At 72.4% G+C, this 21490-nt stretch carries 17 protein-coding genes and 1 pseudogene; 11 read left to right on the top strand and 7 right to left on the bottom strand.

What is annotated here, in order from left to right:
- Window positions 1-80: 80 nt before the first annotated feature.
- The 4 genes from LY13_RS01230 to LY13_RS01215 all read left to right on the top strand — a co-directional run bounded on the left by LY13_RS01230 (window position 81) and on the right by LY13_RS01215 (window position 5609).
- Entirely contained in the window at window positions 81-2873 is a 2793-nt protein-coding gene (locus tag LY13_RS01230) for a DEAD/DEAH box helicase (protein WP_253826238.1), read from the top strand.
- Between the two features lie 152 nt (window positions 2874-3025).
- A complete protein-coding gene (locus LY13_RS01225; RefSeq protein WP_253826237.1) occupies window positions 3026-3811 on the top strand; it encodes a DUF4333 domain-containing protein in 786 nt (261 codons plus the stop codon).
- A gap of 160 nt (window positions 3812-3971) precedes the next feature.
- Complete coding sequence (locus tag LY13_RS01220; RefSeq protein ID WP_253826236.1) at window positions 3972-5174, top strand: GNAT family N-acetyltransferase; 1203 nt, start codon at window positions 3972-3974, stop codon at window positions 5172-5174.
- A gap of 33 nt (window positions 5175-5207) precedes the next feature.
- Complete coding sequence (locus LY13_RS01215) at window positions 5208-5609, top strand: DUF4333 domain-containing protein (RefSeq protein ID WP_253826235.1); 402 nt, start codon at window positions 5208-5210, stop codon at window positions 5607-5609.
- A gap of 90 nt (window positions 5610-5699) precedes the next feature.
- Here LY13_RS01215 and LY13_RS01210 read toward each other — a convergent pair whose 3' ends face one another.
- Window positions 5700-6653 (bottom strand): 5'-3' exonuclease, encoded by a 954-nt coding sequence (locus LY13_RS01210; protein ID WP_253826234.1) that lies wholly within the window; start codon window positions 6651-6653, stop codon window positions 5700-5702.
- Window positions 6654-6787: 134 nt separating this feature from the next.
- Between LY13_RS01210 and LY13_RS01205 the strand changes: the two genes are divergently transcribed.
- Window positions 6788-7933: a M24 family metallopeptidase gene (locus LY13_RS01205; RefSeq protein WP_253826233.1), complete on the top strand. Its 1146-nt coding sequence runs from the start codon at window positions 6788-6790 to the stop codon at window positions 7931-7933.
- Window positions 7930-8406 (top strand): Lrp/AsnC family transcriptional regulator, encoded by a 477-nt coding sequence (locus LY13_RS01200; RefSeq protein WP_253826232.1) that lies wholly within the window; start codon window positions 7930-7932, stop codon window positions 8404-8406. Before LY13_RS01205 ends, LY13_RS01200 begins: the two co-directional genes overlap by 4 nt.
- Window positions 8407-8419: 13 nt before the next feature.
- Here the strand turns inward: LY13_RS01200 and LY13_RS01195 are convergent, their stop codons facing one another.
- Genes LY13_RS01195 through LY13_RS01180 form a run of 4 tightly spaced genes read right to left on the bottom strand, consistent with a single transcriptional unit; the run spans window position 8420 to window position 13670 of the window.
- Window positions 8420-9517 carry a GDSL-type esterase/lipase family protein gene (locus LY13_RS01195; protein ID WP_253826231.1) on the bottom strand — a complete coding sequence of 366 codons (1098 nt, stop codon included), beginning with the start codon at window positions 9515-9517 and terminating at the stop codon, window positions 8420-8422.
- Between the two features lie 10 nt (window positions 9518-9527).
- Entirely contained in the window at window positions 9528-10313 is a 786-nt protein-coding gene (locus tag LY13_RS01190) for an ABC transporter ATP-binding protein (protein WP_253826230.1), read from the bottom strand.
- Complete coding sequence (locus LY13_RS01185) at window positions 10310-11083, bottom strand: ABC transporter ATP-binding protein (protein WP_253826229.1); 774 nt, start codon at window positions 11081-11083, stop codon at window positions 10310-10312. The genes LY13_RS01190 and LY13_RS01185 overlap by 4 nt, the downstream gene beginning before the upstream one ends.
- Window positions 11076-13670, bottom strand: coding sequence for an ABC transporter permease (locus LY13_RS01180; RefSeq protein ID WP_253826228.1), 2595 nt, complete (start codon window positions 13668-13670; stop codon window positions 11076-11078). Before LY13_RS01180 ends, LY13_RS01185 begins: the two co-directional genes overlap by 8 nt.
- A 76-nt stretch (window positions 13671-13746) precedes the next feature.
- Here LY13_RS01180 and LY13_RS01175 point away from each other — a divergent pair, with 76 nt between their 5' ends.
- Complete coding sequence (locus LY13_RS01175) at window positions 13747-14322, top strand: dihydrofolate reductase family protein (protein ID WP_253826227.1); 576 nt, start codon at window positions 13747-13749, stop codon at window positions 14320-14322.
- A 48-nt stretch (window positions 14323-14370) separates the two neighbouring features.
- Here the strand turns inward: LY13_RS01175 and LY13_RS01170 are convergent, their stop codons facing one another.
- Entirely contained in the window at window positions 14371-15810 is a 1440-nt protein-coding gene (locus tag LY13_RS01170; RefSeq protein WP_253826226.1) for a KamA family radical SAM protein, read from the bottom strand.
- Window positions 15811-15980: 170 nt separating this feature from the next.
- Here LY13_RS01170 and LY13_RS01165 point away from each other — a divergent pair, with 170 nt between their 5' ends.
- The 4 genes from LY13_RS01165 (at window position 15981) to LY13_RS01150 (ending at window position 21123) form a co-directional block, all read left to right on the top strand.
- On the top strand, window positions 15981-17561 hold the full coding sequence (locus LY13_RS01165) for an amidohydrolase (RefSeq protein ID WP_253826381.1): 1581 nt from the start codon (window positions 15981-15983) through the stop codon (window positions 17559-17561).
- 172 nt (window positions 17562-17733) lie between these two features.
- The gene (gene lnt / locus LY13_RS01160) at window positions 17734-19260 is read left to right on the top strand and encodes an apolipoprotein N-acyltransferase (RefSeq protein WP_253826380.1); all 1527 of its coding nucleotides are present in this window, start codon (window positions 17734-17736) and stop codon (window positions 19258-19260) included.
- 139 nt (window positions 19261-19399) lie between these two features.
- Window positions 19400-20164 (top strand): polyprenol monophosphomannose synthase, encoded by a 765-nt coding sequence (locus tag LY13_RS01155; RefSeq protein WP_253826225.1) that lies wholly within the window; start codon window positions 19400-19402, stop codon window positions 20162-20164.
- A gap of 2 nt (window positions 20165-20166) precedes the next feature.
- Complete coding sequence (locus tag LY13_RS01150; protein ID WP_253826224.1) at window positions 20167-21123, top strand: threonine/serine dehydratase; 957 nt, start codon at window positions 20167-20169, stop codon at window positions 21121-21123.
- Window positions 21124-21209: 86 nt separating this feature from the next.
- Here LY13_RS01150 and LY13_RS01145 read toward each other — a convergent pair.
- A pseudogene (locus LY13_RS01145) lies at window positions 21210-21440 on the bottom strand (hypothetical protein); the annotation flags it as partial.
- Between the last annotated feature and the right edge of the window lie 50 nt (window positions 21441-21490).

Here is a 21490-nt window from a genome sequence, read left to right as displayed (position 1 = left end):
GCGAGCCCGGTTCGTCGACGACCGTATCGATCACGGAGTGCCTCATGCGGGTGTGACCGCCGATGTGAAACCCTGGCGCCGTGGACTCATCCGCCTCTCCCAGCCCGGCCGAGGCGTACGCCGCAGCCCGCCGGCGCAGCGACCACCCTCAGCTGGCCCGGTTCGCGGCCGATCTGGCCTTCGACTTCGACGACTTCCAGGTGCGGGGGTGCGAGGCGCTCGAGGACGGGCACGGCGTGCTGGTGTGCGCGCCGACCGGCGCAGGCAAGACCGTGGTCGGTGAATTCGCCGTGCACCTCGCACTCGCCGAGGGCCGGAAGTGCTTCTACACGACACCCATCAAGGCGTTGTCGAACCAGAAGTACGCCGACCTGGTCGAACGGCACGGCTCGGACGCGGTCGGCCTGCTGACCGGCGACACGGCGATCAACGGCAACGCGCAGGTCGTCGTGATGACGACCGAGGTCCTGCGCAACATGCTGTACGCGGGCTCGGCCGCGCTCGACGAGCTGGGGTACGTCGTCATGGACGAGGTGCACTACCTGGCCGACCGGTTCCGCGGCGCGGTGTGGGAGGAGGTCATCCTGCACCTGCCCGAGTACGTGCGCGTGGTCGGGTTGTCGGCGACCGTCAGCAACGCCGAGGAGTTCGGCGAGTGGCTGGTCACCGTCCGCGGTGACACGGCGGTCGTGGTGGACGAGCACCGGCCGGTGCCGCTGTGGCAGCACATGATGGTCGGGAACCGGCTCATGGACCTGTTCGTCGGCGAGGAGCACGGCGACGAACCGAAGATCAACCGGCAGCTGCTGCGCCGCGTCGAGGAGCTCGCGCGGATGCACGCGCCGGCCGCGTTCGGCGGCGGCCGGGGCAAGCGGGGCCGGGACCGGGGCAAACCGCGCATGCCGCGGTTCCGGCCGCCGTCACGCGTCGACGTCATCGACCGGCTCGACCGCGCCGGACTGCTGCCCGCGATCACGTTCATCTTCTCCCGCGCAGGGTGCGATGCGGCCGTCGGCCAGTGCGTCCACGCCGGGGTGCGGCTCAACAACCCGGAGGAGATCGCCGAGGTCCGCCGGATCGTCGACGAGCGCACCGCCGACCTGCCCGAGTCCGACCTGGCCGTACTGGGCTATTGGGAGTGGCGCGACGGGCTCGAACACGGCGTCGCGGCCCACCACGCCGGCCTGTTGCCCGCGTTCAAGGAGACCGTGGAGGAGCTGTTCGTCCGCGGCCTGGTGAAGGTCGTGTTCGCCACCGAGACCCTCGCACTGGGCATCAACATGCCTGCGCGCACGGTCGTGCTGGAACGGCTGGTCAAGTACAACGGCGAGGCGCACGTCGACCTCACACCCGGCGAGTACACCCAGCTCACCGGCCGCGCCGGACGCCGAGGGATCGACGTCGAGGGCCACGCCGTGGTGCTGTGGCAGCCCGGTGTCGACCCCCGGCACGTCGGCGGCCTCGCCTCCACCCGCACCTATCCGCTCAAGTCGTCGTTCCGCCCCGGCTACAACATGGCCATCAACCTCGTCGGCCAGTTCGGCGCCGAGGCGGCCCGTGAGCTGCTGGAACAGTCGTTCGCGCAGTTCCAGGCCGACCGCGCCGTCGTCGGGACGGCCAAGCGGATCGAGCGCAACAAGGAGGCCCTCGCGGGCTACGCGGAGGCCGTATCCGGCGATTTCGACGAACTGCTCGAGTACGTCGAGCTGCGCAAGAAGGTCTCCGACCGCGAGAAGTACCTGGCCAAACAGAACAGCCAGCACCGGCGGGCCGAGGCCGCGCGTTCACTGGAGAAACTGCGCAAGGGCGACGTCATCCTCGTGCCGTCCGGTCGCAGGTCCGGGCTGGCCGTGGTGATCGACCCGGGGGTGGACCCGCTGCACGAACCGCGTCCCGTGGTCGTCACCGAGGACCGGTGGTCGGGCACGCTCTCGGCCGCGGACTTCCCGTCCGCCGTGGAATCGTTGGGCCGGGTGAAGCTGCCCAAACACGTCGAGCTGCGGTCCCCGAAGGTGCGGCGTGACATCGCCTCGTCGCTGCGCAACACCGGCATCGAGAAGCCGTCCGGCGGGCGCAAACGGTCCGGAGGTGGCGACGACGAGGAACTGGCGCAGCTGCGGCAGCGGATGCGCAGACACCCCGTGCACGGCCTGGCCGACCGGGAGGCCAGTCTGCGGTGGGTCGAGCGTTATCAGCGGCTGCAGGGCGAGACGCAGCAACTCGAACGCAAGGTCGCCGCGACCACGCACTCGCTGGCACGCTCGTTCGACCGGATCTGCGCACTGCTGACCGAACGGGGCTACCTGGAGCGGGACGGGTCCGCCGCCGACGACGATCACGACGACGCGGATCGGGTGACCGAGGACGGCATGATGCTGGCCCGGATCTACAGCGAGTCCGATCTGCTGGCCGCCGAGTGCGTGCGCAGGCATGTCTGGCACGGCCTGGCGGCACCGGAACTGGCCGCGGTCGTCTCCGCGCTGGTCTACGAGGCACGGCGGGACGCGATGGCCGAACCGAAACTGCCGCAGGGTGCCGTGTCGAAGGCGTGGCAGGAGACGGTGACGATCTGGAGCGAGCTGACCGAGGACGAACGCAGGCACCGGCTCGACCGCACCAGGGAACCGGACGCCGGATTCGCCTGGCCGGTGTACCGCTGGGCGCGGGGTGAGTCGCTGGAACGGGTGTTGACCACGTCGGAGGCCAACGGTCAGGAGCTCACGGCCGGTGACTTCGTGCGCTGGTCGCGGCAGGTGATCGACCTGCTCGACCAGCTGCGGGTCGTGCTCGGCAAGGAGCACCCCGTGGGCGGTGCGGCGGCCAAGGCCGTCAAGGCGCTGCGCCGCGGAGTCGTCGCCGCGGGCGAGGTGTGAGACCCGGCGCGACGCGGGCGGCACACCCGGCCACCTTCACGCACCCACCACACGCGGTTGTGGTTGGATCACACGCGACGCATGGACCAGAATGCCCGAGGTGGCCGCGCAGGTGACGTGACGGCCGGGTGGCGATTGGCGGAGGCAGGACGATGAGTACGCCGTACGGAGGCAACGACCCGCAGCAGTGGGGCCAGCAGCCGCCTCCGGGCCCGCCGTCCGGCGGTGTACCCGGGCAACCGGCCTACGGGCAGTACCCGGGTCAGCAGCCCCCTCAACCCGGCTACCCGCAGCAGCCCGGACAACCGCCGCAGCAGCCGGGTTACGGCCACCCGCAGGGATACCCGCCGGGGCAGGCGCCCCAGCCGGGGCAGCCCACTCCGCCGCCCGGCCAACCCATGCCGCCGCAGCAACAGCCCGGCCAGCCGGGGCAGTTCACGCAGCCCGGTCAGCCGCCCCAATCCGGGGGACACGGCACCGCCTCGTACACGCAGCCGGGTGCCCACCCCGGGCAGCAGGGCCAGTTCGGCCCGCCCGGGCAGACCCCGCCGCCGGGACAGCCGTACGGCCCGCCACCCGGCATGGGCGCCGCGGGACCGGCACCGCAGAAGCCCAAGAAGCGTTCCGACAAGGGCATGTGGATAGGGTTGGGCGCCGTGGCTCTCCTCGCGATCGCCGCTGCCGCGGTGTTGTTCTGGCCCATCGGCCTCCTGTCCCCGACGGTCTTCGACGCCGAGGCCATGAATCGGGACGTCCAGCGGGTACTGACCGAGAACTACGGCGTCGAAGGCGTGCAGAGCGTCACGTGCCCCGAGGACCAGCCGGTGACCGTCGACGAGACGTTCACCTGCGACGTCAACGTCCAGGGCGAGACGCGGCAGGTCACGATCACGGTGAAGAGCGAGGACGCCCGGTACCAGGTCGGCAGGTTGGAGTAGCCGCCCCCCGCAGCGGCCTCCGTAGCGCGGGCCCGCGCGGCCCACGTCCCCGCCGGAAGTCCGTTACCCGAACCCTCGTCGAAGGGACTTCGTCACAACGGGGCGTCCCGCCCGGGAATCCGGTGGCGAGCCCGTCGCGGCGTCGGAAATGATCGGTGGCATGACCGATCACGAAGTCCGAACCCTGGGCGACGACGAACTGCGCGCATCGCAGGAGCTGTTCCGCGCCACGCTGCACGCCAAACCGATCACCGACGACGAGTGGCCGCAGGTGCGCGCGGGGCTGCAGTCGGCGCGCACCTGCGGCGTCCACGAGGTCGACTCCGGCGCGTTGATCGGCACGGCACGATCGTTCGACTCCGCGCTCACGGTGCCCGGTGGCGGCGAGGTGTCGCTCGGTGCCGTGACCAGCGTGGGTGTGCGGGCCGACCGCACCCGGCGCGGCGTACTGACCGAGCTCATGCACACCCAACTGCGCGAGTTCGCCGACCGCGGAGTCGTCGCCGCGGGTCTGCACGCCTCCGAGTCGGCGATCTACGGCCGATTCGGCTACGGCGTGGCCACCTGGGCACGTGACTACACGGTCGACGTGCGCCGGGCGCGGATCCGGCAGGACGCGCCCGCAGGCGGCAGGGTGGACATCGAACACGTCGACCGAGCCTTCGACCACTGGGCCGAGGCCTACCCTGCGATGACGACACGGCCGGGCATGCTGGCCCGCCCTGCCGAGTGGTGGTCGCAGCTACGCAGGACCGCCGAGAAGCAGGACGGCCCGGTCACCGCGGTGACCCATCGGGGCACGGGCGGCGTCGACGGTTTCGCCGTCTACTCGGTGGACCGGCCCCGTCCCGGATCGGCGACGTTGAACCTGCTCGAGCTGCAGACCGCGGGACCGGAGGCCTTCGCGGGACTGTGGCGGTACCTGCTGTCGGTCGATCTGATCCACGAGGTCGCCGCGAACGGGCGTCCCGTGGACGAACCGGTGGAACTGCTGCTCACCGACCCGCGTGCGGTGTCGACCACCGCGCAGCTCGACGACCTGTGGCTACGGCTGGTCGACGTGCCCGCGGCGTTGTCGGCCCGCAGCTACACCGGTGAGGACGTCGTGCTCGAGGTGACCGACCCGGTGCTGCCCGGCAACAGTGGCCGGTACCGCGTGGGACCCGACGGCGTGGCACGTACCGAGGAGGCGGCTCAGGTGCAGCTGCCCGTGGACGTCCTGGCGATGGTGCACCTCGGCGCGTGGCGGCCGTCGCAGCTGGTCGACACGGGACGTATCCGCGTGACCGCACCCGGTGTCGTCGAGCGAGCGGACCGGCTGTTCGCGACCCCCGCGCCGCCGTGGTGCGGTACGTTCTTCTAGCCCGCAACAGATCAACATCGAGATGAGGGGCTCGTGAGGAGACGTCCGCTTGCGGTACTCGCGGGAATCGCGTGCCTCGGCCTGCTGACGGCGTGCGAACAGCCGACGGGCGACGAGGAGTCGGCGGCCGAGGCGACACCGGCGGTCTCCACCACGGAGAGCGCCGAGGAGGACACGGCCGGTGCGTCGCCGGTGCCGACGCCGACCGAGACGGTGCGCTTCTTCGATGTGGAGAAGATGAACGCCGACGTGCGGCGCGTGGTGACCGAGGACTACGGCCTGGAGCGCGTACGTGACGTGTCCTGTCCGCGCAACGAACCGGTCGAGGTCGGCGCGTCGTTCGTCTGCTACATCCAGGTGGCCGGGGGCGAGCGCAAGGCGGCCATCACCGTGGAGAACGAGAAGGGCCGCTACCGGGTCGGCGCACCGAAGTGACGGCGTCGGCGTGACCCCCGAGTGGCAGCCGACCCGAGCCGCGGAGTAGCGGCCGGCACGGTCCCGCGGCTGCCGGGCGCCGGATCGGCGTCAGACGCGGTACGCGGCGAGCGCGTCGAGCAGCCGCGTCGCCGAGCCGCCCAGGTTCCAACGTTCGGCCAGTTCCCGGACCCGCGGTTCGTCGGCGGCACCGGCCGGGACGTCGTCGGAACCGGAGAGCGTGACCGGCGCGTCCTCGGCCACGCGCACCACGGTCGGCGCGGCCGCGAGGTACTCGGCGGCCTCGTTGAGGCGGGTGCGCGTCTTCACCGGCAGCTCCGGGCTCTCCGCGCGCGCCGCCTCGACCAGCGCTTCGAACGTGCCGAACTGGGTGATGAGCTTGGCGGCGGTCTTCTCGCCGATGCCAGCCACGCCGGGCAGCCCGTCGGACGGGTCGCCGCGGAGCATGGCCATGTCCGCGTAGGCGGCGCCCGCCCGCTCGGCCGGAACGCCGTACCGCTCGGCGACGCCCGCGGGGTCGAGCACGTCGGCCTTGGCCCAGCCCTTGCCGACGTAGATCACCGAGGCGGGTGTCGGGGCGGCCCTGACGAGCTGGAACAGGTCCCGGTCCCCGGTGATCACCTCGACGGCGTCGGTCGTCTCGCGGGCGGTCAGCGTGCCGATGACGTCGTCGGCCTCGAACCCGGGCGCTTCGGCCACGGCCAGTCCCGCGGCGTCGAGCAGGTCGAGAATGATCGGCACCTGCGGGCTCAGCGTGTCGGGAACCTCTTCGACGTCCGCACCCGCACCGACCTCCTCGGCGACGCGGTGGGCCTTGTAGCTCGGCAGCGCGTCGACCCGGAACTGCGGCCGCCAGTCCGCGTCGAGGCAGGCCACGAGCCGGGAGGGCCTGCGGTCGGTGAGGATGCGCGCCACGGTGTCGGCGAAGCCGCGGACGGCGTTCACGGGCGTGCCGTCCTGAGCGGTCATCGACTCGGGCAGGGCGAAGTACGAACGGAAATACAGGCTCGCCGCGTCCAGCAGCGCCACGGAACCGGTGCTCACCCGCACAGCTTCCCACGGCCGGCCCTGGGAGCCGCGCGCCACACCTCGGGGTGTCGCCCGAACCGGGAAAGCCCGTCCGGCTCCCGCTCGCCCGACCACGACCCGGCGCGGCACCGCTCGGTATTGTCGGGCCCATGTCCCGCCGATCGCTGCACACTCCCGCGCCCGACGCCGCCACGCTGCGGTCCCGCCTCGACCGTGCCGGCAAGGCCGCCGCCGACGCCGGCACCGACGCGCTGCTCATCGCGCCCGGTTCGGACCTGCGCTACCTCGTGGGTCAGGCCGGCGGTTCGTTCGAGCGGCTGACCACCCTGGTCGTGCCTGCGGGTGACGCTCCGCCCGCGCTGGTCGTGCCGAAGCTCGAGCTTCCCGGCTATTCGGACGTGCCGACCGACGAACTCGGCATCGACGTCGTCACCTGGGTCGACGGCGACGACCCGTACCGTCTCGTGGCCGACCGGGTCGGCGCCGCGGGCCGGGTCGCCGTCAGCGACATGATGGCGGCGCTGCACGTGCTGGGTGTGCGCACGGCGGCGCCCGGCGCCGAACAGGTACTGGCCGGGCAGGTGTTGCGCGAACTGCGGATGCGCAAGGACGCCGCCGAGATCGCGTCGTTGCGGGCTGCGGGTGCCGCGATCGACCGCGTGCACGCCCGGATGGGCGAGTGGCTGCGCCCGGGCCGCACCGAGGCCGAGGTTGGCGCCGACATCACGGCGGCCATCGTCGAGGAGGGCCACACGGAGGCCGAGTTCGTCATCGTCGGCTCCGGGCCGAACGGGGCGAGCCCGCACCACGACGTGTCGGACCGGGTCATCGAGCAGGGTGACGTCGTGGTCGTCGACATCGGCGGCCCGATCCCCGAGGGCTACAACTCCGACTGCACCCGCACCTACGCCGTCGGCGAACCGCGGGATCCGGACGTCGCCGACACGTACGCCGTGCTGCAGCGCGCCCAGCAGGCCGCCGTCGACGCGGTGCGGCCGGGCGTCGGTGCCGAGTCGGTGGACGCGGCCGCCCGCGACATCATCGCCGACGCCGGATTCGGTGACCGCTTCATCCACCGCACCGGCCACGGCATCGGACTCGACGTCCACGAGGAGCCCTACATCGTCGCGGGCAACGACCTGCCGCTCGAGGAGGGCATGGCGTTCAGCATCGAACCCGGCATCTACACGGCCGGGCACTGGGGCGCGCGGATCGAGGACATCGTCGTCGTGACGGCCGACGGCGCCGAGCCGCTGAACACCCGTCCCCACGAGCTGGTCGTGCTCGACTCATGACGGCATCCGGAGCGAGCACACCGGGCACCGGACTGGAGCCGCTGGACAAGGCGATCGTGGAGGAGCTGTCGGCCGACGGGCGCCGCAGCTTCACCGACCTCGCCGAGCGGGTGGGGCTGTCGGTGTCGGCGGTCCACCAGCGGGTGCGCAGGCTCGAGCAGCGCGGCGTCATCCGCGGCTACACGGCCAAGCTCGACGGTGAGCAGATCGGCCTCCCGCTGACGGCGCTGATCTCGCTCACGCCCAACGACCCGGCGGCGCCCGACGACTATCCGCAGCGGCTCGAGCACATCCCCGAGATCGAGTCGTGCTACTCGGTCGCGGGCGACGAGTCGTACATCCTGTTGGTGCGGGTGCCGTCGCCGTTGGGGCTCGAAGACCTGCTGCGGCGGATCCGCGAGGTGGCGAAGGTGTCGACCCGCACGACCGTCGTGTTGTCCACGCCGTTCGAAGGGCGCTCGCCGACGTTGTGACGGCCCGCCCGATTCACCGGCCGTGTTCGGCCCGCACCGAGGCGGCGGGGTGGAGGTTGCCGTCGTCGCCCACCAGGCACGCGGCCGAGTCCTCTGTGGACGCCAGGAACTCGCTCATGCAGCGGGCGAACTGCTCGTGGCCGCGGGCGTTGGGGTGGAACGACTCCTGGATGGCGTGGCTCGCACGGTCGGCGTGTTCCAGATCGGACCAGCGGACGGTGAACCGGGTGAACCATTCCGAGTTCTTGTCCTCGCCGCCGCTGCACGCCTCGTGGCCCAGGGCCGCGCGGGACATGTCGAGGAACCGGGCGTCGGCCTTCTCCGCGGCGCGCTGCAGCCCCGCCGCCAGGTCGACCGCGCCGGTGTCACGGACCCAGCGGAGGTCGGCCCTGCGGAACGGGCAGCCGTCGAGGTTGCGGAGACTCTCCGGCATGTCCGGTCCGATCGGGGAGGCGTAGGACTGCAGCACGAGCTGGTAGTCCTCCTCCCGGTAGCCGGCCTCGCGCAGCACGGTGCGGATGTCGTTGAGCGCGTCGGCGACCTTCGGCACCATCGTGTCGACGCGCTGTTCCCAGTCGGACCGGATGTTCTCGTTGCACGGCGCGGCCTCGTCGGAGAACCACGCGGTGAAGCACTGCGAGATCAGGCGGGAGAACTGCGGTTCGTCGTTCGCGCCGATCCCGACGACGACGGCGGCGACGCGGTGGTCCTTGACGAGCTCTTTCAGTTGCAGTGCCTGGGAGGGCTCGGTCCACTGCTTCTTGTCGCCGAGGCGGATGTGTTTCGACGCCGCGCCGGAACAGGCCAGGTTGACGTGTTCGGTCACGCCGCGCAGATCGATGTGGTTGACCATCGCGTTCGGCGACCGGTGGCACCAGTTGCCGTCCTTGCCGTCGGTGGCGTCGGTGTAGTCGCCTGCGCCCTCGCCCGAGATCGTGCTGTCGCCGATGGACACGACGGTGAGCGGTCCGCGTCCGGGAGGGCCGGTGCGGCCGTCGGGTGCTTGGTCGGCAGTCATCAGCACGAACACCGCGACGAGCAGGGCGACCCCGGCCAGCGCGAAGGCACTGAGCCACCAACGAGAACCGAGCCACCCACGAGATCTGGCCATCGCCGCGATTCTACGGTCGGTGCCGTTCCTCCGGACGCGGCGGTATGTCCAACCACGTGGACCGGGCGAGGCCTCCGACGACGGTGTCGCCGCTGTCACCGGAGGTCGGGGCGACGGTCCCGTGGGCGAGGTCGAGTCGGCGGTCGGCGATCGCGTGCACGGTGTCGTCGTGGGTGGCGACGAGCACGGCACTCCCGTGGTCGGCGTGGGCGCGCAGCAGGGACAGCACGGCCGGAGTGGTGCCGGCGTCGAGGTGGGCCGTGGGCTCGTCGGCGATGAGGACCGTCGGACGTGGTGCAAGCGCCCTGGCCAGTGCGACGCGCTGTTGCTGGCCGAACGACAGCTCGGGCGGGTAGCGGTCGGCGAGCCCGTCGATGTGCAGTGCCTCCAGCAGTTCCGCCGTCCTCGCCGCGACGTCCGCGGCGGGCACGCCGGTCAACCGCAGCGGCAGGGCCGCGTTCTCGCCCGCGGTGAGCTCCTGCACGAGACCGAGCGCCTGGGGCAGCAGTGCGCACCGCTGCCACGGCACGTCCGCGGTGATGGGTTCGCCCGCGATCCGCACGGAACCGGCGTCGGCCGTGTCGAACCCGGACAGCACGGCCAACAGTGTGCTCTTGCCGGAGCCCGACCGGCCCGCGATCGTCACCAGTTCGCCCGCGGTGACCGTGAGGTCGATGCCGCGGAGCACGTCCACGTCACCGCCGGGGTGCGCGAACCGGCGCCGCAGTCCGGCGGCCTCGAGTGCGCGCTCGCCCGCGGCGCCGCCGGTGGTGAGGTCGGTGTCGGTGGCCGTCATGCGGTCCCGTGTCCTTTCCGGGCGGGTGCCTCGTCCGTGACAGCGCCGTGCGGCACGCCGTCGTGGCCCGCTCTGTCGTGGAGCGCACTGTCGTGCAGCGCGCCGTCGCGGAGCCGCACGACGCGGGTAGCGAGGTCGATGAGGCGGCCGTCGTGGGAGGTGACCACGACGGTCAGGCTGCGGTCGGTGAGCCGCCGCAGCACGTCGAGCACGCGTGTCGCCGACGTGTCGTCCAATTGCGACGTCGGTTCGTCGGCGAGGATCACCGGGGTGCGGCGGGCCAGCGCACAGCCGAACGCGAGGCGTTGCTGCTGGCCGCCCGAGAGCGCGGTGACGCTCCAGCCGCCGGTGCCGCCGAGTCCCAGTTCCCCGAGGACGTCGCCGAGTTCGTCGGGGTTCCGGCCCGCCGACTCGGCGGCGGCGCGGAGGTTGCCCGCCACCGACAGCTGGGGCAGCAGGTTCTCGACCGGGTTCTGGAACACGAGGCTGATCCGGTCACGCCGCAGGGCGCGGCGCCGCCGGTGGGAGAGCCGGGCGAGGTCGGTGCCGTCGAGCTCCACGGTGCCGCGGTCGGGGCGTTCGAACAGTCCGAGAACCCGCAGCAACGTCGACTTTCCGGAGCCGGACGGGCCGGCGAGCACGGTCATGCCGGTGGCGGGGATGTCGAGAGTGACGTCCCGCGCACCGGCCACGGGCCCGGCGGGCGTGGGGTAGTCGACGCACACCGACCGGAGGCGGTAGGCGGGAGTGACGGTCGGGGATTCAGGCACGTAGCAGCTCCGCGGGGGTGGCGGTGCGTGCGGAACGCACCGCGAGCAGGGCCGTCAGCAGCACCACCACGGCCGTGACGGCGACGATGCTCACCACCAGTCCTGCGAGGTCGGGCAACTCGGGTACGGGCGCGAGCCAGCGGACGGGGTCGAACCGGCGCACCGAGATCGCCGCCACCGTGACGCCCGTCGTCACGCCTGCGACGGTGGCGAGCCCGCCGATCGCGCCGAGTTCGGCCAGGTGGCTGCGCAGCAGCGAGGCCGGGCGCATCCCCATCCGCACCAGCAGGGTGGCTGCGAGGGCGTTCTGTCTGCGACGGGTCTCGACGGCCACCACGAGCGCCAGGATCGCGACCACGGCCAGGACGAGGCCGAGCAGGGTGACGAACGAGAACGTCCATTCGACGACGTGGAACGGGAGCGCGTCGAGGACGTCGGCGCGGCTCTCGGCGTTCGGGTGCACCATGCCTGCGGCCTCGAAGGCACGGGTGAGGTCCCGGAGCGGCCCGGACGAGAGCACGGTCCACTGCGGAACCTCGGCGAGTTGCGCCTCGGTGAGCGCCGCGCGGGAGACGACGTAGCCGGGTTCACCGCTCAGCAGCGGGAACGTGTCGAGGTCGGCCGCGACGTGGAGGGTCGGCAGGCCCGCCACGTCGGGTGGCTCCGCCTGTGCGCCGATGCGGAGGGCGGGGAGGTGCTCGCCGTCCGGTGCGGAGATGCGCTCCAGTAGTGCGCGGAGGCGGTCGTCGTCGACGGTGCGCGTCCAGGCGACGTCGGTGAACGTTGCGGGGTCGACCACGGCGACGATGGGCCCGCCCGCGGTGTGGTTGAACCGGCCGACGAGTGAGGTGCCGGTGCGGGCGCCCTCGGGCAGTGGCGTCTCACCGGTCCCGACGTCGCGCCCGACGTCCACGGACGACTGGGCACCGACGTACATGCCCGTCTTGTTCTCGAGCGCGCCGCGTTGCCCCTCGGCCACGCCGGTGCCCACGGCGAGGGTGCCGACGGCGAGCATCGTGACCACCAGGACGCCGACCACGGCCGTGCGGGCACCGGCGAGACGGCGGATCGCGAGCTGCAGCGAGGGCCGTGACCACAGTCGTGCCCGGTGCGACAGCCGCAGGAGCACGAACGCCACGCGGGCCGTGACGATCCCGACGGTGAGCACCACCGCCACGGGATAGGTCAGGGCCAGCGGATCGACCTGGGGGAGCGGGTCCCCGAGCCGCGACGTGCCGCCGTACTCGGTGAGCCGCAGCCAGCCCACCCAGGCCACGGCAGCGGTGCCCAGTTCCCACGGCACGTACGCGAGCAGCCTGCTGCGGAGACGGCGGCCCGCCGGCCGGCCCCGCTGGAACTCGCGGTGCACGCGCAGCGCCACGACCGAGACCAGCAGCAGCAGCGACAGCGCGAGCGCCCCGCAACCACCGAATGCCGCCGCCCAGGTCTCGCCCGACTCGATCGTGCCCGGCGGCCCGTAGGCGGGCAGCAGCACGCGGGCCAGCACGATCCCCGCTGCACCGCCGAGGGCGACGGGCAGCCCCAGTTCGGCGAGCGCCAACAGCCCGAGTGCCCCGGGACCGTGGCCGCGGGCGGTGAGCAGCCTGATCACGGCGTAGCGGCGCTGGTACCACTGCAGGCCCAGCATGCCCGCGCCTGCGCAGCCGACGAGCACCGCCAGGATCGCCAGCGGCAGGATCGACAGGCCCACGTTCGTCTCGGCGCGGTTCGCGAGCTCGATCGATCGCTGGAAGGGCACCGATCCGTGCACGAGGTCGGCGTGTCCGCGCGCCCGCAGCTCGGCGTCGACGTCGGCGATCAGGGCGCGGGCTCGTGCGGCGCGGTCCTGCGCTTCGGCGAGGGTCGACGGCGGCGGGAGCCGGAAGCCGACGACGGCGCGTTCCAGGCGGTCGAAGTGCGCGGCGGCCCGGTCGAAGGTGTCCCGGTCGGTGGCGAACACGATCGCGCCGGTCTCGATGTGGTCGACGAGCCGGTTGGTGATCGCCATGTCGCGGGCCGAGCACCACGGGTCGGGTGCGGGCAGGCGCAGATCCCGGTACACGCCGGTGGTGGGCGGCAGCGCGCCGCCGTGGCCGCGGGTGCCGAGCGGGATGTTCTCGGCGCCGGCGAGTTCGGAGCCGATCCAGAGCCCGGAGTCGCGCGTGCCGCGCAGCAACTCCAGGTCGTCGACGCCGCCGTCGCGGTAGGCGAGCCGGAACCGGTACGTCTCGTCGCCGAACTCGGCGGCTCCCACCGGCGTGTACAGCCCGACGACGGGACGGTCGAATCCGTGCCGGGGTGCGCGGGTGCGCACCGTGTCGGCCACGAGGGCGGCCTCCGACGGGGTCAGCGAACGGGCGTTGAAGAACGGGCCGTACTGGTCCTCGCACACGCTGCCTGCGCGGTCGGCGATCGCCGCGCCCGCGGCGGCCGACGAGTGCAGGGACGTGGCCGTGGCGAGAAAACAGGTCAGCAGCGCGGTCGCCGCGGTGACGAGCACGACCAGCGGACTCGACAGCGCCGCCCGGGGTGCCGTCCGCCACGCGAGAGGCACCCGCGGACGCCCCGGCCGTCGTCTCTGCCGCATGGCGGGGAACTGTAGTGCGTGGTTGCCGGGGAAGTGGGACGATCGCCCGCATCGTTACCGGGCGAAACGAGGCGCGATGCCGGATCTGATGGTCGACTTCATCATCTCGCTCGACGGCTACGCCGCCGCGGACGGGTGGCCGGGGTTCTGGGGCATGGAGTCGCCGGAGTACCTCGCCTGGCTCGAGGAGGACGGGGCCCACGACTACACGCTGCTGATGGGGGCGACGACCTATCGGCTCATGTCCGGTTTCGCCGCCGAAGCGCACGATGATCCCGGCACGGCTGCACTGACCGCCACGCCGAAAACCGTGTTCTCCTCGACGTTGCAGGCGCCGTTGTCGTGGGACAACACCGAACTCGTGCCCGACGACGCTGTGACGGTGGTGGGCGACCGGAAGCGCGGGGACGGCCCCGCGATGCGCACCCTCGGCAGTCTCAGCTTGTGCCGGTCGCTGCTGCGTGCGGGCCTGGCCGACCGGTTCCGGCTCGTCGTGTTCCCCGTGATCACCGGTGCGAGCGGCCGCGAGCGCATCTTCGACGGCTACCCGGACATCGTGCTCGAGCTGCTCGCGCACCGGATCTTCGAGGGTGGACTCCAGCTGCTCGAATACGCGCCCACGGTGCTGGACGCGCCGCCCGCCGCCCGGTGAGGTGGGCGGGACGATGACACGGCGCGGCCACCGTCCCGCCCCGGCGGCTCAGCCGTGCTCGGCCCACCAGGCCCGGCCCGCGTCCGGCAGGGTCGAGATGGGGTCGTAATACGGGTAGCGCCGGTCCAGCGCCTCCGGGTCGTCCAGTTCGATGCCGGTGCGGTAGTTCTTCGTCCAGTACGAGATGCCGCGTTCACGGTCGTACTCGGCGAGCTGGTGTACCCACCGTTTGCCGACATAGGGCACGTCGCACACGATGCGCGGGGTGGCGTAGCCGGGCAGGTAGCCCATGATCGCGTGCTGCAGGTGCTGCGCCTCGGCGACGGACAGTCGCCAGTGTTCGGCGTTGGGGATCATGTCGCACATGTAGAAGTAGTACGGCAGGATGTTCGCCTCGCCCTGCAGCGCGAAGCACAGGTCGAGCAGCGACGCCGGCGTGTCGTTCACCCCGCGCATGAGCACGCCCTGGTTGCGCACATCGCGCACACCGACGTCGAGGGCCGTGCGGGCGGCCTCGGCGACGAGCGGGGTCACCGACTGCGCGTGGTTGACGTGCGTGTGGATCGCGAGGTTCACCCCGCGGCGGCGTGCCGTGCCCGCGACGCGTTCGAGTCCTTCGACGACCTTGGGCTGCAGCCAGTGCTGAGGCAGGCCGGCGAGCGCCTTCGTGGCGAGGCGGATGTCGCGGACCGTCTCGATGTCGAGCAGCCGCATGAGGAACGCCTCGAGCTGGTGCCAGGGCACGTTCGCCACGTCGCCGCCGGAGACCACGACGTCCCGCACGCCCGGAGTGCGTTTGAGGTAGTCGACGATCTGGTCCTGCCGGTCGACCGGCTTCAGTTCGAGCTTGTGCTTGTCGATCTGCTCGGTGGAGTTGCCGACGAGGTCCATGCGGGTGCAGTGGCCGCAGTACTGCGGGCAGGTCGAGAGGAGTTCGGCGAGCACCTTGGTGGGGTAGCGGTGGGTCAGCCCTTCGACGACCCACATCTCCGCCTCGTGCAGCGAGTCCCGTTCCGAGTGCGGGTGGCTCGGCCACTCCGGGTCGCGGTCGCTGCGCACCGGAAGCATGTAGCGCCGGATCGGATCGGCGTACAGCGCGTCGGTGTACTCGCGCGGGTCGGTGCCGGCGTGCGGCGCCATCGTGTTGAGCATCTGCGGCGGCAGCAGCATCGACATGGTCGCCATGTCGCGCTGGTCGGCGGCGAGGTCCTCGAAGAACCGGTCCTCGACCAGGTCGCCCAGCAGGGTGCGGAGCTGTTTGAGGTTGCGGACGCAGTGGACCCGCTGCCACTGGGCGTCGCGCCATTCGGCCTCGGTCACGTCGCGCCAGCCGGGGAAGCGGCGCCAGTCCGGTTCGGTCAGTTCGGCGCGCCGGTACTCGTAGGGCTGTTCGACACCGTGCCCCTGGTCGCCGTCGCGCTGCCCTGCCTGGTCGGTGGCGTGCGCGGACGGGTGTGCGCCGGCAGCAGGCTCCTGGGTCGCAGTCACATCTGCTCCTCAACTCGCGGTTACATTGAAAATATCCTGTCATACAGCGAATTAGATGCAAAGATTCTCGCCCCCTTCGTCGTGGCACACTGCCGGACGTGACGAGTTCTTCCGCTGAATCCGCAGGTCCACCCGCCACAGGTCGGACGACGTCAGGCGCCCGCACGACCCTGCTGCTCGGCGGGCACATCCACACGCCCGCATCCAGCGACGCCACGGCGATGGCCGTCACCGACGGCACGGTCGTGTGGGTCGGGCAGGACGGCCCGGGGCGCGCGCTGCACCCGGACGCCGAGGTGGTCGAACTCGACGGCGCGTTCGTCACCCCGGGGTTCGTCGACGCCCACGTGCACGCCACCAACGCGGGACTGCACCTGGCGGGCGTCGACCTGGCCCGCGTCCGCGACGCGGGTGAACTCCTCGCGGCCGTCCGCGGCGCCGCCATCCCCGGCGAGGTGCTGATCGCGCACGGCTGGGACGAAACGCGCTGGACCGATCCGCGGCTGCCGAGCCGCGCCGAGCTGGACGAGGCCGCAGGCGGCGCGCCCGTGTACCTGAGCAGGGTGGACGTCCACTCGGCGCTCGTGTCCAGTGCGCTGGTCGACCTCGCACCGGGAATCCGGCAGCTGCCCGGCTGGTCCGACGACGGCCCGGTGACCCGCGAGGCGCACAGCGCCGCGATCACCGCCTCCCGCACGGCCCTGGGCCCTGAGCATCGCCGCCGCGTGCAGGAGACGTTCCTGCGCGCCGCCGCTGCGCGCGGCATCGTCTCCGTCCACGAGAACGCCGCCCCGGGCATCTCGAGCGAGGAGGACCTGCACGGGCTGCTGGAGCTGGCGTCCACGCCCGGGCTGCCCGAGGTCGTCGGCTACTGGGGCGCCCGCGGGCAGGACGCCGTCGACACGGCCCGCAGGCTCGGGGCCCGCGGCCTGGCGGGCGACCTGCTCGTCGACGGCTCACTGGGCTCCCGCACCGCGGCCCTGCACACGCCCTACGCCGACGCCGACACCACCGGCAACCGCTACCTCGACGCCGACGAGATCGCCGACCACATCGCCCTGTGCACCGACGCCGGGCTCCAGGCAGGCTTCCATGTCATCGGGGACGCGGGCGTCGCCGAGGTCGTGGAAGGCTTCCGCCTCGCGGAGAAACAGGTCGGACGCCGAGCGCTCGTCGGAGCCAAGCACCGCCTCGAACACGTCGAGATGATCGACGCGCAGCAGGCCGACGTCCTCGCCGGTTTCAACGTCGCCGCGTCGATGCAGCCGCTGTTCGACGGCAGCTGGGGCGGCACCGACGGCATGTACGCGGCCCGGCTCGGCGCCGATCGCGCCGCCGCGCTCAACCCGTTCGCCACGCTGGCGGCCGCCGGGGTGCCGCTCGCATTCGGCTCGGACGCACCGGTCACCCCGTTCGCGCCGTGGGAGAGCGTGCGCGCCGCCGTGCACCACCGCACCCCGGGGTCCGGGATCTCCCCGCGTGCCGCGTTCAACGCCCACACGCGGGGCGGCCACCGCGCCGCGGGCGTCCAGGACGGGGTCACCGGCGCGCTCGTGCCCGGCGCGCCCGCCCACTACGCGATCTGGGAACCGGTCGAGCTCGTCGTCGCCGCACCGGACAGCCGAGTGCAGCGGTGGTCCACCGACCCGCGCGCCCAGGTCCCCGGACTGCCGCCGCTCGACCCCGACGCACCGTTGCCGACGTGCCTGCGCACCGTCCGCGCCGGCGAGGTCATCCACTCCCGTGACTGAGTCGAGCCAACGCACCGCACCGTCGGCCGCGGACCGCTCCACCGCGAAGTCCCCAACCACGGAGTCCCCAACCGCGGCGGCCGCCGACACGGTGGCCGAGAACCCGCCGCGGTCCGACACCGGCACGGGAACCGGCGGCGCGGCGAACGCGGGGCGCACCCGATGGGAGCGGATGCGGCCGGTGCTGGGCAGGTTCGCCCTCGCCGCCGCGTCCGGTGTGCTGCTGTTCCTGGCGTTCGCCCCGCGAGAGCTGTGGTGGCTGGCGCCCGTGGCGTTCGCCGGGTTCGGACTCGCGCTGCACGGCAGGCGGCTCTGGGGAGCCGCCGGCTACGGGCTCGTGTTCGGCCTGGCGTTCAACCTGCTGCACCTCGTGTGGATCCAGGACTTCCTCGGCGTCGAATTCGGTCCCGGTCCGTGGCTGGCGCTGTCCGGGGTGATGGCACTGTACGTCGCCGTCGCCGCCGGGCTGATGTCGTTCGTGGGGCGCCTCCCGGGTGCGCCGGTGTGGCTGGCGCTCGTGTTCCTGTTGCAGGAGTACGCCCGGTCCCGCTGGCCCGCCAACGGCTTCCCGTGGGGCCGTATCGGGTTCAGCCAGCCCGACGGTGCCTACACCCCGCTCGCCTCGATCGGCGGTGCACCGTTGGTGGGCTTCGCCGTCCTCACCTCGGGCTTCGGCCTCGCGTGGCTCGTCATGCAGGTGCGTGACGGTCGTCGGGAGTGGACCGTCCTCACCCGCGCGGCGGCGTACGTACTCGTCCCGCTGCTCGCGGGGCCGGCCCTCTGGCCCACCGTCGGCACCGGCGCCGAAGCAGGCCGCCGCACCGTGGCCGTCGTCCAGGGCAACGCCCCCAACGCCGGCATCGGCCTGCTCGGGCAACGCGCAACCATCCGCGACGGAGCCCTCGCCGAGAGCGAACGGCTCGCCGCCCGCATCGAACGCGGCGAGGTGCCCCGGCCCGACCTGGTCGTGTGGCCGGAGACCACGGTGGACGTCGTCGGCGGCAGGGATGCCGAGGTGAGCGCCGCGGTCGACCGCTTGGGAGTGCCCACGCTCGTCGGCTCGCTGTACCGGACGGCGTCGGGCAAGACCGACAACGCCGTCGTCGCATGGCGTCCCGGCGACGGCCCTGGCGAGCGGTACACGAAACAGGAGCTGGTGCCGTTCTCCGAGTACGTGCCGATGCGGGAGATCGCCGCGTGGTTCACCCCGTTCGTCGGCAACACGCGGGACATGCGCTGGGGCGAGAAACCCGGGGTGCTCGACATCGCGGGCACCCGCGTGGGCACGGCGATCTGCTACGAGGCCGCCTACGACTACCCGTCCCGCGACGCGGTCAAGGCCGGCGCCCGCATGATCGTGCTGCCGACGAACAACGCGTGGTTCGGCGACGGGGAGATGACCTACCAGCAGTTGGCCATGGCGCGCCTGCGCGCGGTCGAGCACGGCCGCGCCGTCGTCGTCGCGGCGACCAGTGGCGTGAGCGCCGTCGTCGAACCGGACGGTACCGTCACGCGGCAGACGGAGATGTACACGGCCGGCTCGCTGGTCGCCGACGTGCCGCTGCGGGAGACGATTACGCTGGCGGACCGGTTCGGCCCGTGGACCGAACGCGCCATGCTCGGCGCGGCGGTCTGCGCGGTGATCGCCGGACTCGCCCTGCGGCGCCGTCCGGCCGGAACCACCGGCGACGACGCCTGAGGCGGCGAGCCGGACCGTACACACGTCACGGAGGCAGCACCGGGCGCGAGCCCGGCACGGCCACGACGCGGTGGCCGGAGAACCACGGCGCGCCGTAGGCCGGCGACGCCGCAATCGACAGGGGAGACAGGGGAGCGACATGGCGGAGGGCTCGCACACCGGCTCGATCGAACCCGTGCTGGTGATCGTCCCGACCTACAACGAGCGGGAGAACCTCACGCCGCTCCTGCAACGCCTCCACGACGCGCTGCCCGACGTGCACGCGCTCGTCGTCGACGACGGCAGCCCGGACGGCACCGGCGAACTCGCCGACAAGATCGCCGCGTCCGACGACCGCGTCCACGTGCTGCACCGCACGGAGAAGGCAGGCCTCGGCGCCGCCTACATCGCGGGCTTCCACTGGGGACTCGCACGCGACTACGGCACGCTCGTCGAGATGGACGCCGACGGCTCCCACGCGCCGGAGGACCTGCCCCGGCTGCTCGCCGCGCTCGAGGAGTCGGACCTCGTCATCGGATCCCGCTACGTCGCGGGCGGTGCGCTGGTGAACTGGCCGAAGCACCGCGAGGCCCTGTCCCGCGGCGCCAACATCTACTCGCGGATCGCACTCGGCGTGCCGGTCAACGACATGACCGCCGGGTTCCGCGCCTACCGCGCCCGCGTGCTGGCGGCGATGCCGCTCGACGAGGTCGTGTCCGCGGGCTACTGCTTCCAGATCGACCTGACGCTGCGCACGGCCGAGGGCGGGTTCGACATCGTCGAGGTTCCGATCACGTTCACCGAGCGCGAGATCGGCACGTCGAAGATGAACGGTTCGATCGTCGGCGAGGCGATGCTGCGGGTCGCGCAGTGGGGCCTGCAACGCCGTTTCGGCCAGCTGCGCCGGCTCGTCACGCGGCGCTGATGATGCTCACCGCAGCAGACGTGACGGCCGCGCGGGAGCGGATCCGCGGCCACATCCGCACGACGCCGCTGGTCCAGGCCGACCCCGCATCGTTGACGGTGGCTTCGGGGGAGGGAGCTGCCTCGGCCGTCTGGTTCAAACTGGAGCAGCTGCAGCACACCGGTTCGTTCAAGGCTCGCGGTGCGTTCAACCGCATCCTCACCGCGGCCGACGAGGGACAGCTCACCGAGGCCGGTGTCGTCGCCGCGTCGGGCGGGAACGCGGGTCTGGCTGTGGCACACGCCGCCGCCCGGCAGGGCGTGCCCGCGCGGGTGTACGTGCCGGAGACGGCACCGGCCGTGAAACGGGCCAAGCTCGCCGAGCTCGGGGCCACCGTCGTGGCCACCGGGACGAAGTACGCCGACGCCTACGACGCCGCGACGGCCGACGTCGCCGAGACGGGCGCGCTGTTCTGCCACGCGTACGACCAGCCCGAGATCTGCGCCGGACAGGGCACACTCGGCATGGAACTGCTGGACCAGACCGGTGGCGTCGACACGATCCTCGTCGCCGTGGGCGGCGGTGGGCTGCTGGCCGGTATCGCCGCGGCGACCGCGGGACACGCCCGCGTCGTCGGCGTCGAGCCCGCGACGATCCCGACACTGCACACGGCGCTCGCCGAGGGAGCCCCCGCGGACGTCGACGTCTCGGGCGTCGCGGCCGACTCGCTCGGCGCCACCCGCATCGGCGAGATCGCGCACGGCGTCGCCACGCGCACGGGTGTGTCCTCGGTGCTGGTCGACGACGCCGACATCGTCGCGGCACGGACGCTGCTGTGGCGCACGTTCCGCATCGTCGTCGAACACGGCACCGCGGCGGCACCGGCGGCCCTGCTGTCGGGTGCCTACCGGCCCGCCGACGGTGAACGCGTCGCCGTCGTCCTGTGCGGAGCCAACACCGACCCGTCGGACCTGGCCTAGGAGCCGGGGGATGCTCGCGGCCGCCTGTGGCGGCGGACGCCGTCGGGTCCTCGACCGGAGTCCAGCGGGCGCTGCGGGGGCGACCATGCGGCCGACAGCGGACCCGAACCGCAGCCGGCGTCGAGCACACGTCTGGCGGTGACATCCCCGACCAGGTCCAGGATCGCCGGGCGAGCGTAGTGGGCGTTGATGAGCCCGTCCTCGTTCGCCGCCGTGTACGCCTCGGCGAAGGCGTCGTAGTCGTTCACCACGGAGTCACGGTTCGCAGCCACGGGAACCGATCCTGCCAGGGGTGCGGTTGAGTGTGCGGCGCACATCGAGGCTGACCGGGCACAGGCGCGAAGCGGGAACAGGTTCCGGTGTCACG

This window comes from Prauserella aidingensis (genome assembly GCF_024171865.1).
GTDB classification, from domain to species: domain Bacteria; phylum Actinomycetota; class Actinomycetes; order Mycobacteriales; family Pseudonocardiaceae; genus Prauserella; species Prauserella aidingensis.
This window is presented reverse-complemented; position numbering and strand designations above follow the sequence as displayed.

Bases quoted from the DNA above. Each gene is read 5' to 3' on its own strand.
- LY13_RS01155 (WP_253826225.1), top strand. From the start codon at position 19,400: ATGGCGGAGGGCTCGCACACCGGCTCGATCGAACCCGTGCTGGTGATC.
- LY13_RS01190 (WP_253826230.1), bottom strand. From the start codon at position 10,313: ATGACGGCCACCGACACCGACCTCACCACCGGCGGCGCCGCGGGCGAG.
- LY13_RS01225 (WP_253826237.1), top strand. From the start codon at position 3,026: ATGAGTACGCCGTACGGAGGCAACGACCCGCAGCAGTGGGGCCAGCAG.
- LY13_RS01205 (WP_253826233.1), top strand. From the start codon at position 6,788: ATGTCCCGCCGATCGCTGCACACTCCCGCGCCCGACGCCGCCACGCTG.
- LY13_RS01180 (WP_253826228.1), bottom strand. From the start codon at position 13,670: ATGCGGCAGAGACGACGGCCGGGGCGTCCGCGGGTGCCTCTCGCGTGG.
- LY13_RS01200 (WP_253826232.1), top strand. From the start codon at position 7,930: ATGACGGCATCCGGAGCGAGCACACCGGGCACCGGACTGGAGCCGCTG.
- LY13_RS01195 (WP_253826231.1), bottom strand. From the start codon at position 9,517: ATGGCCAGATCTCGTGGGTGGCTCGGTTCTCGTTGGTGGCTCAGTGCC.
- LY13_RS01175 (WP_253826227.1), top strand. From the start codon at position 13,747: ATGCCGGATCTGATGGTCGACTTCATCATCTCGCTCGACGGCTACGCC.
- LY13_RS01220 (WP_253826236.1), top strand. From the start codon at position 3,972: ATGACCGATCACGAAGTCCGAACCCTGGGCGACGACGAACTGCGCGCA.
- LY13_RS01150 (WP_253826224.1), top strand. From the start codon at position 20,167: ATGCTCACCGCAGCAGACGTGACGGCCGCGCGGGAGCGGATCCGCGGC.
- lnt (WP_253826380.1), top strand. From the start codon at position 17,734: ATGCGGCCGGTGCTGGGCAGGTTCGCCCTCGCCGCCGCGTCCGGTGTG.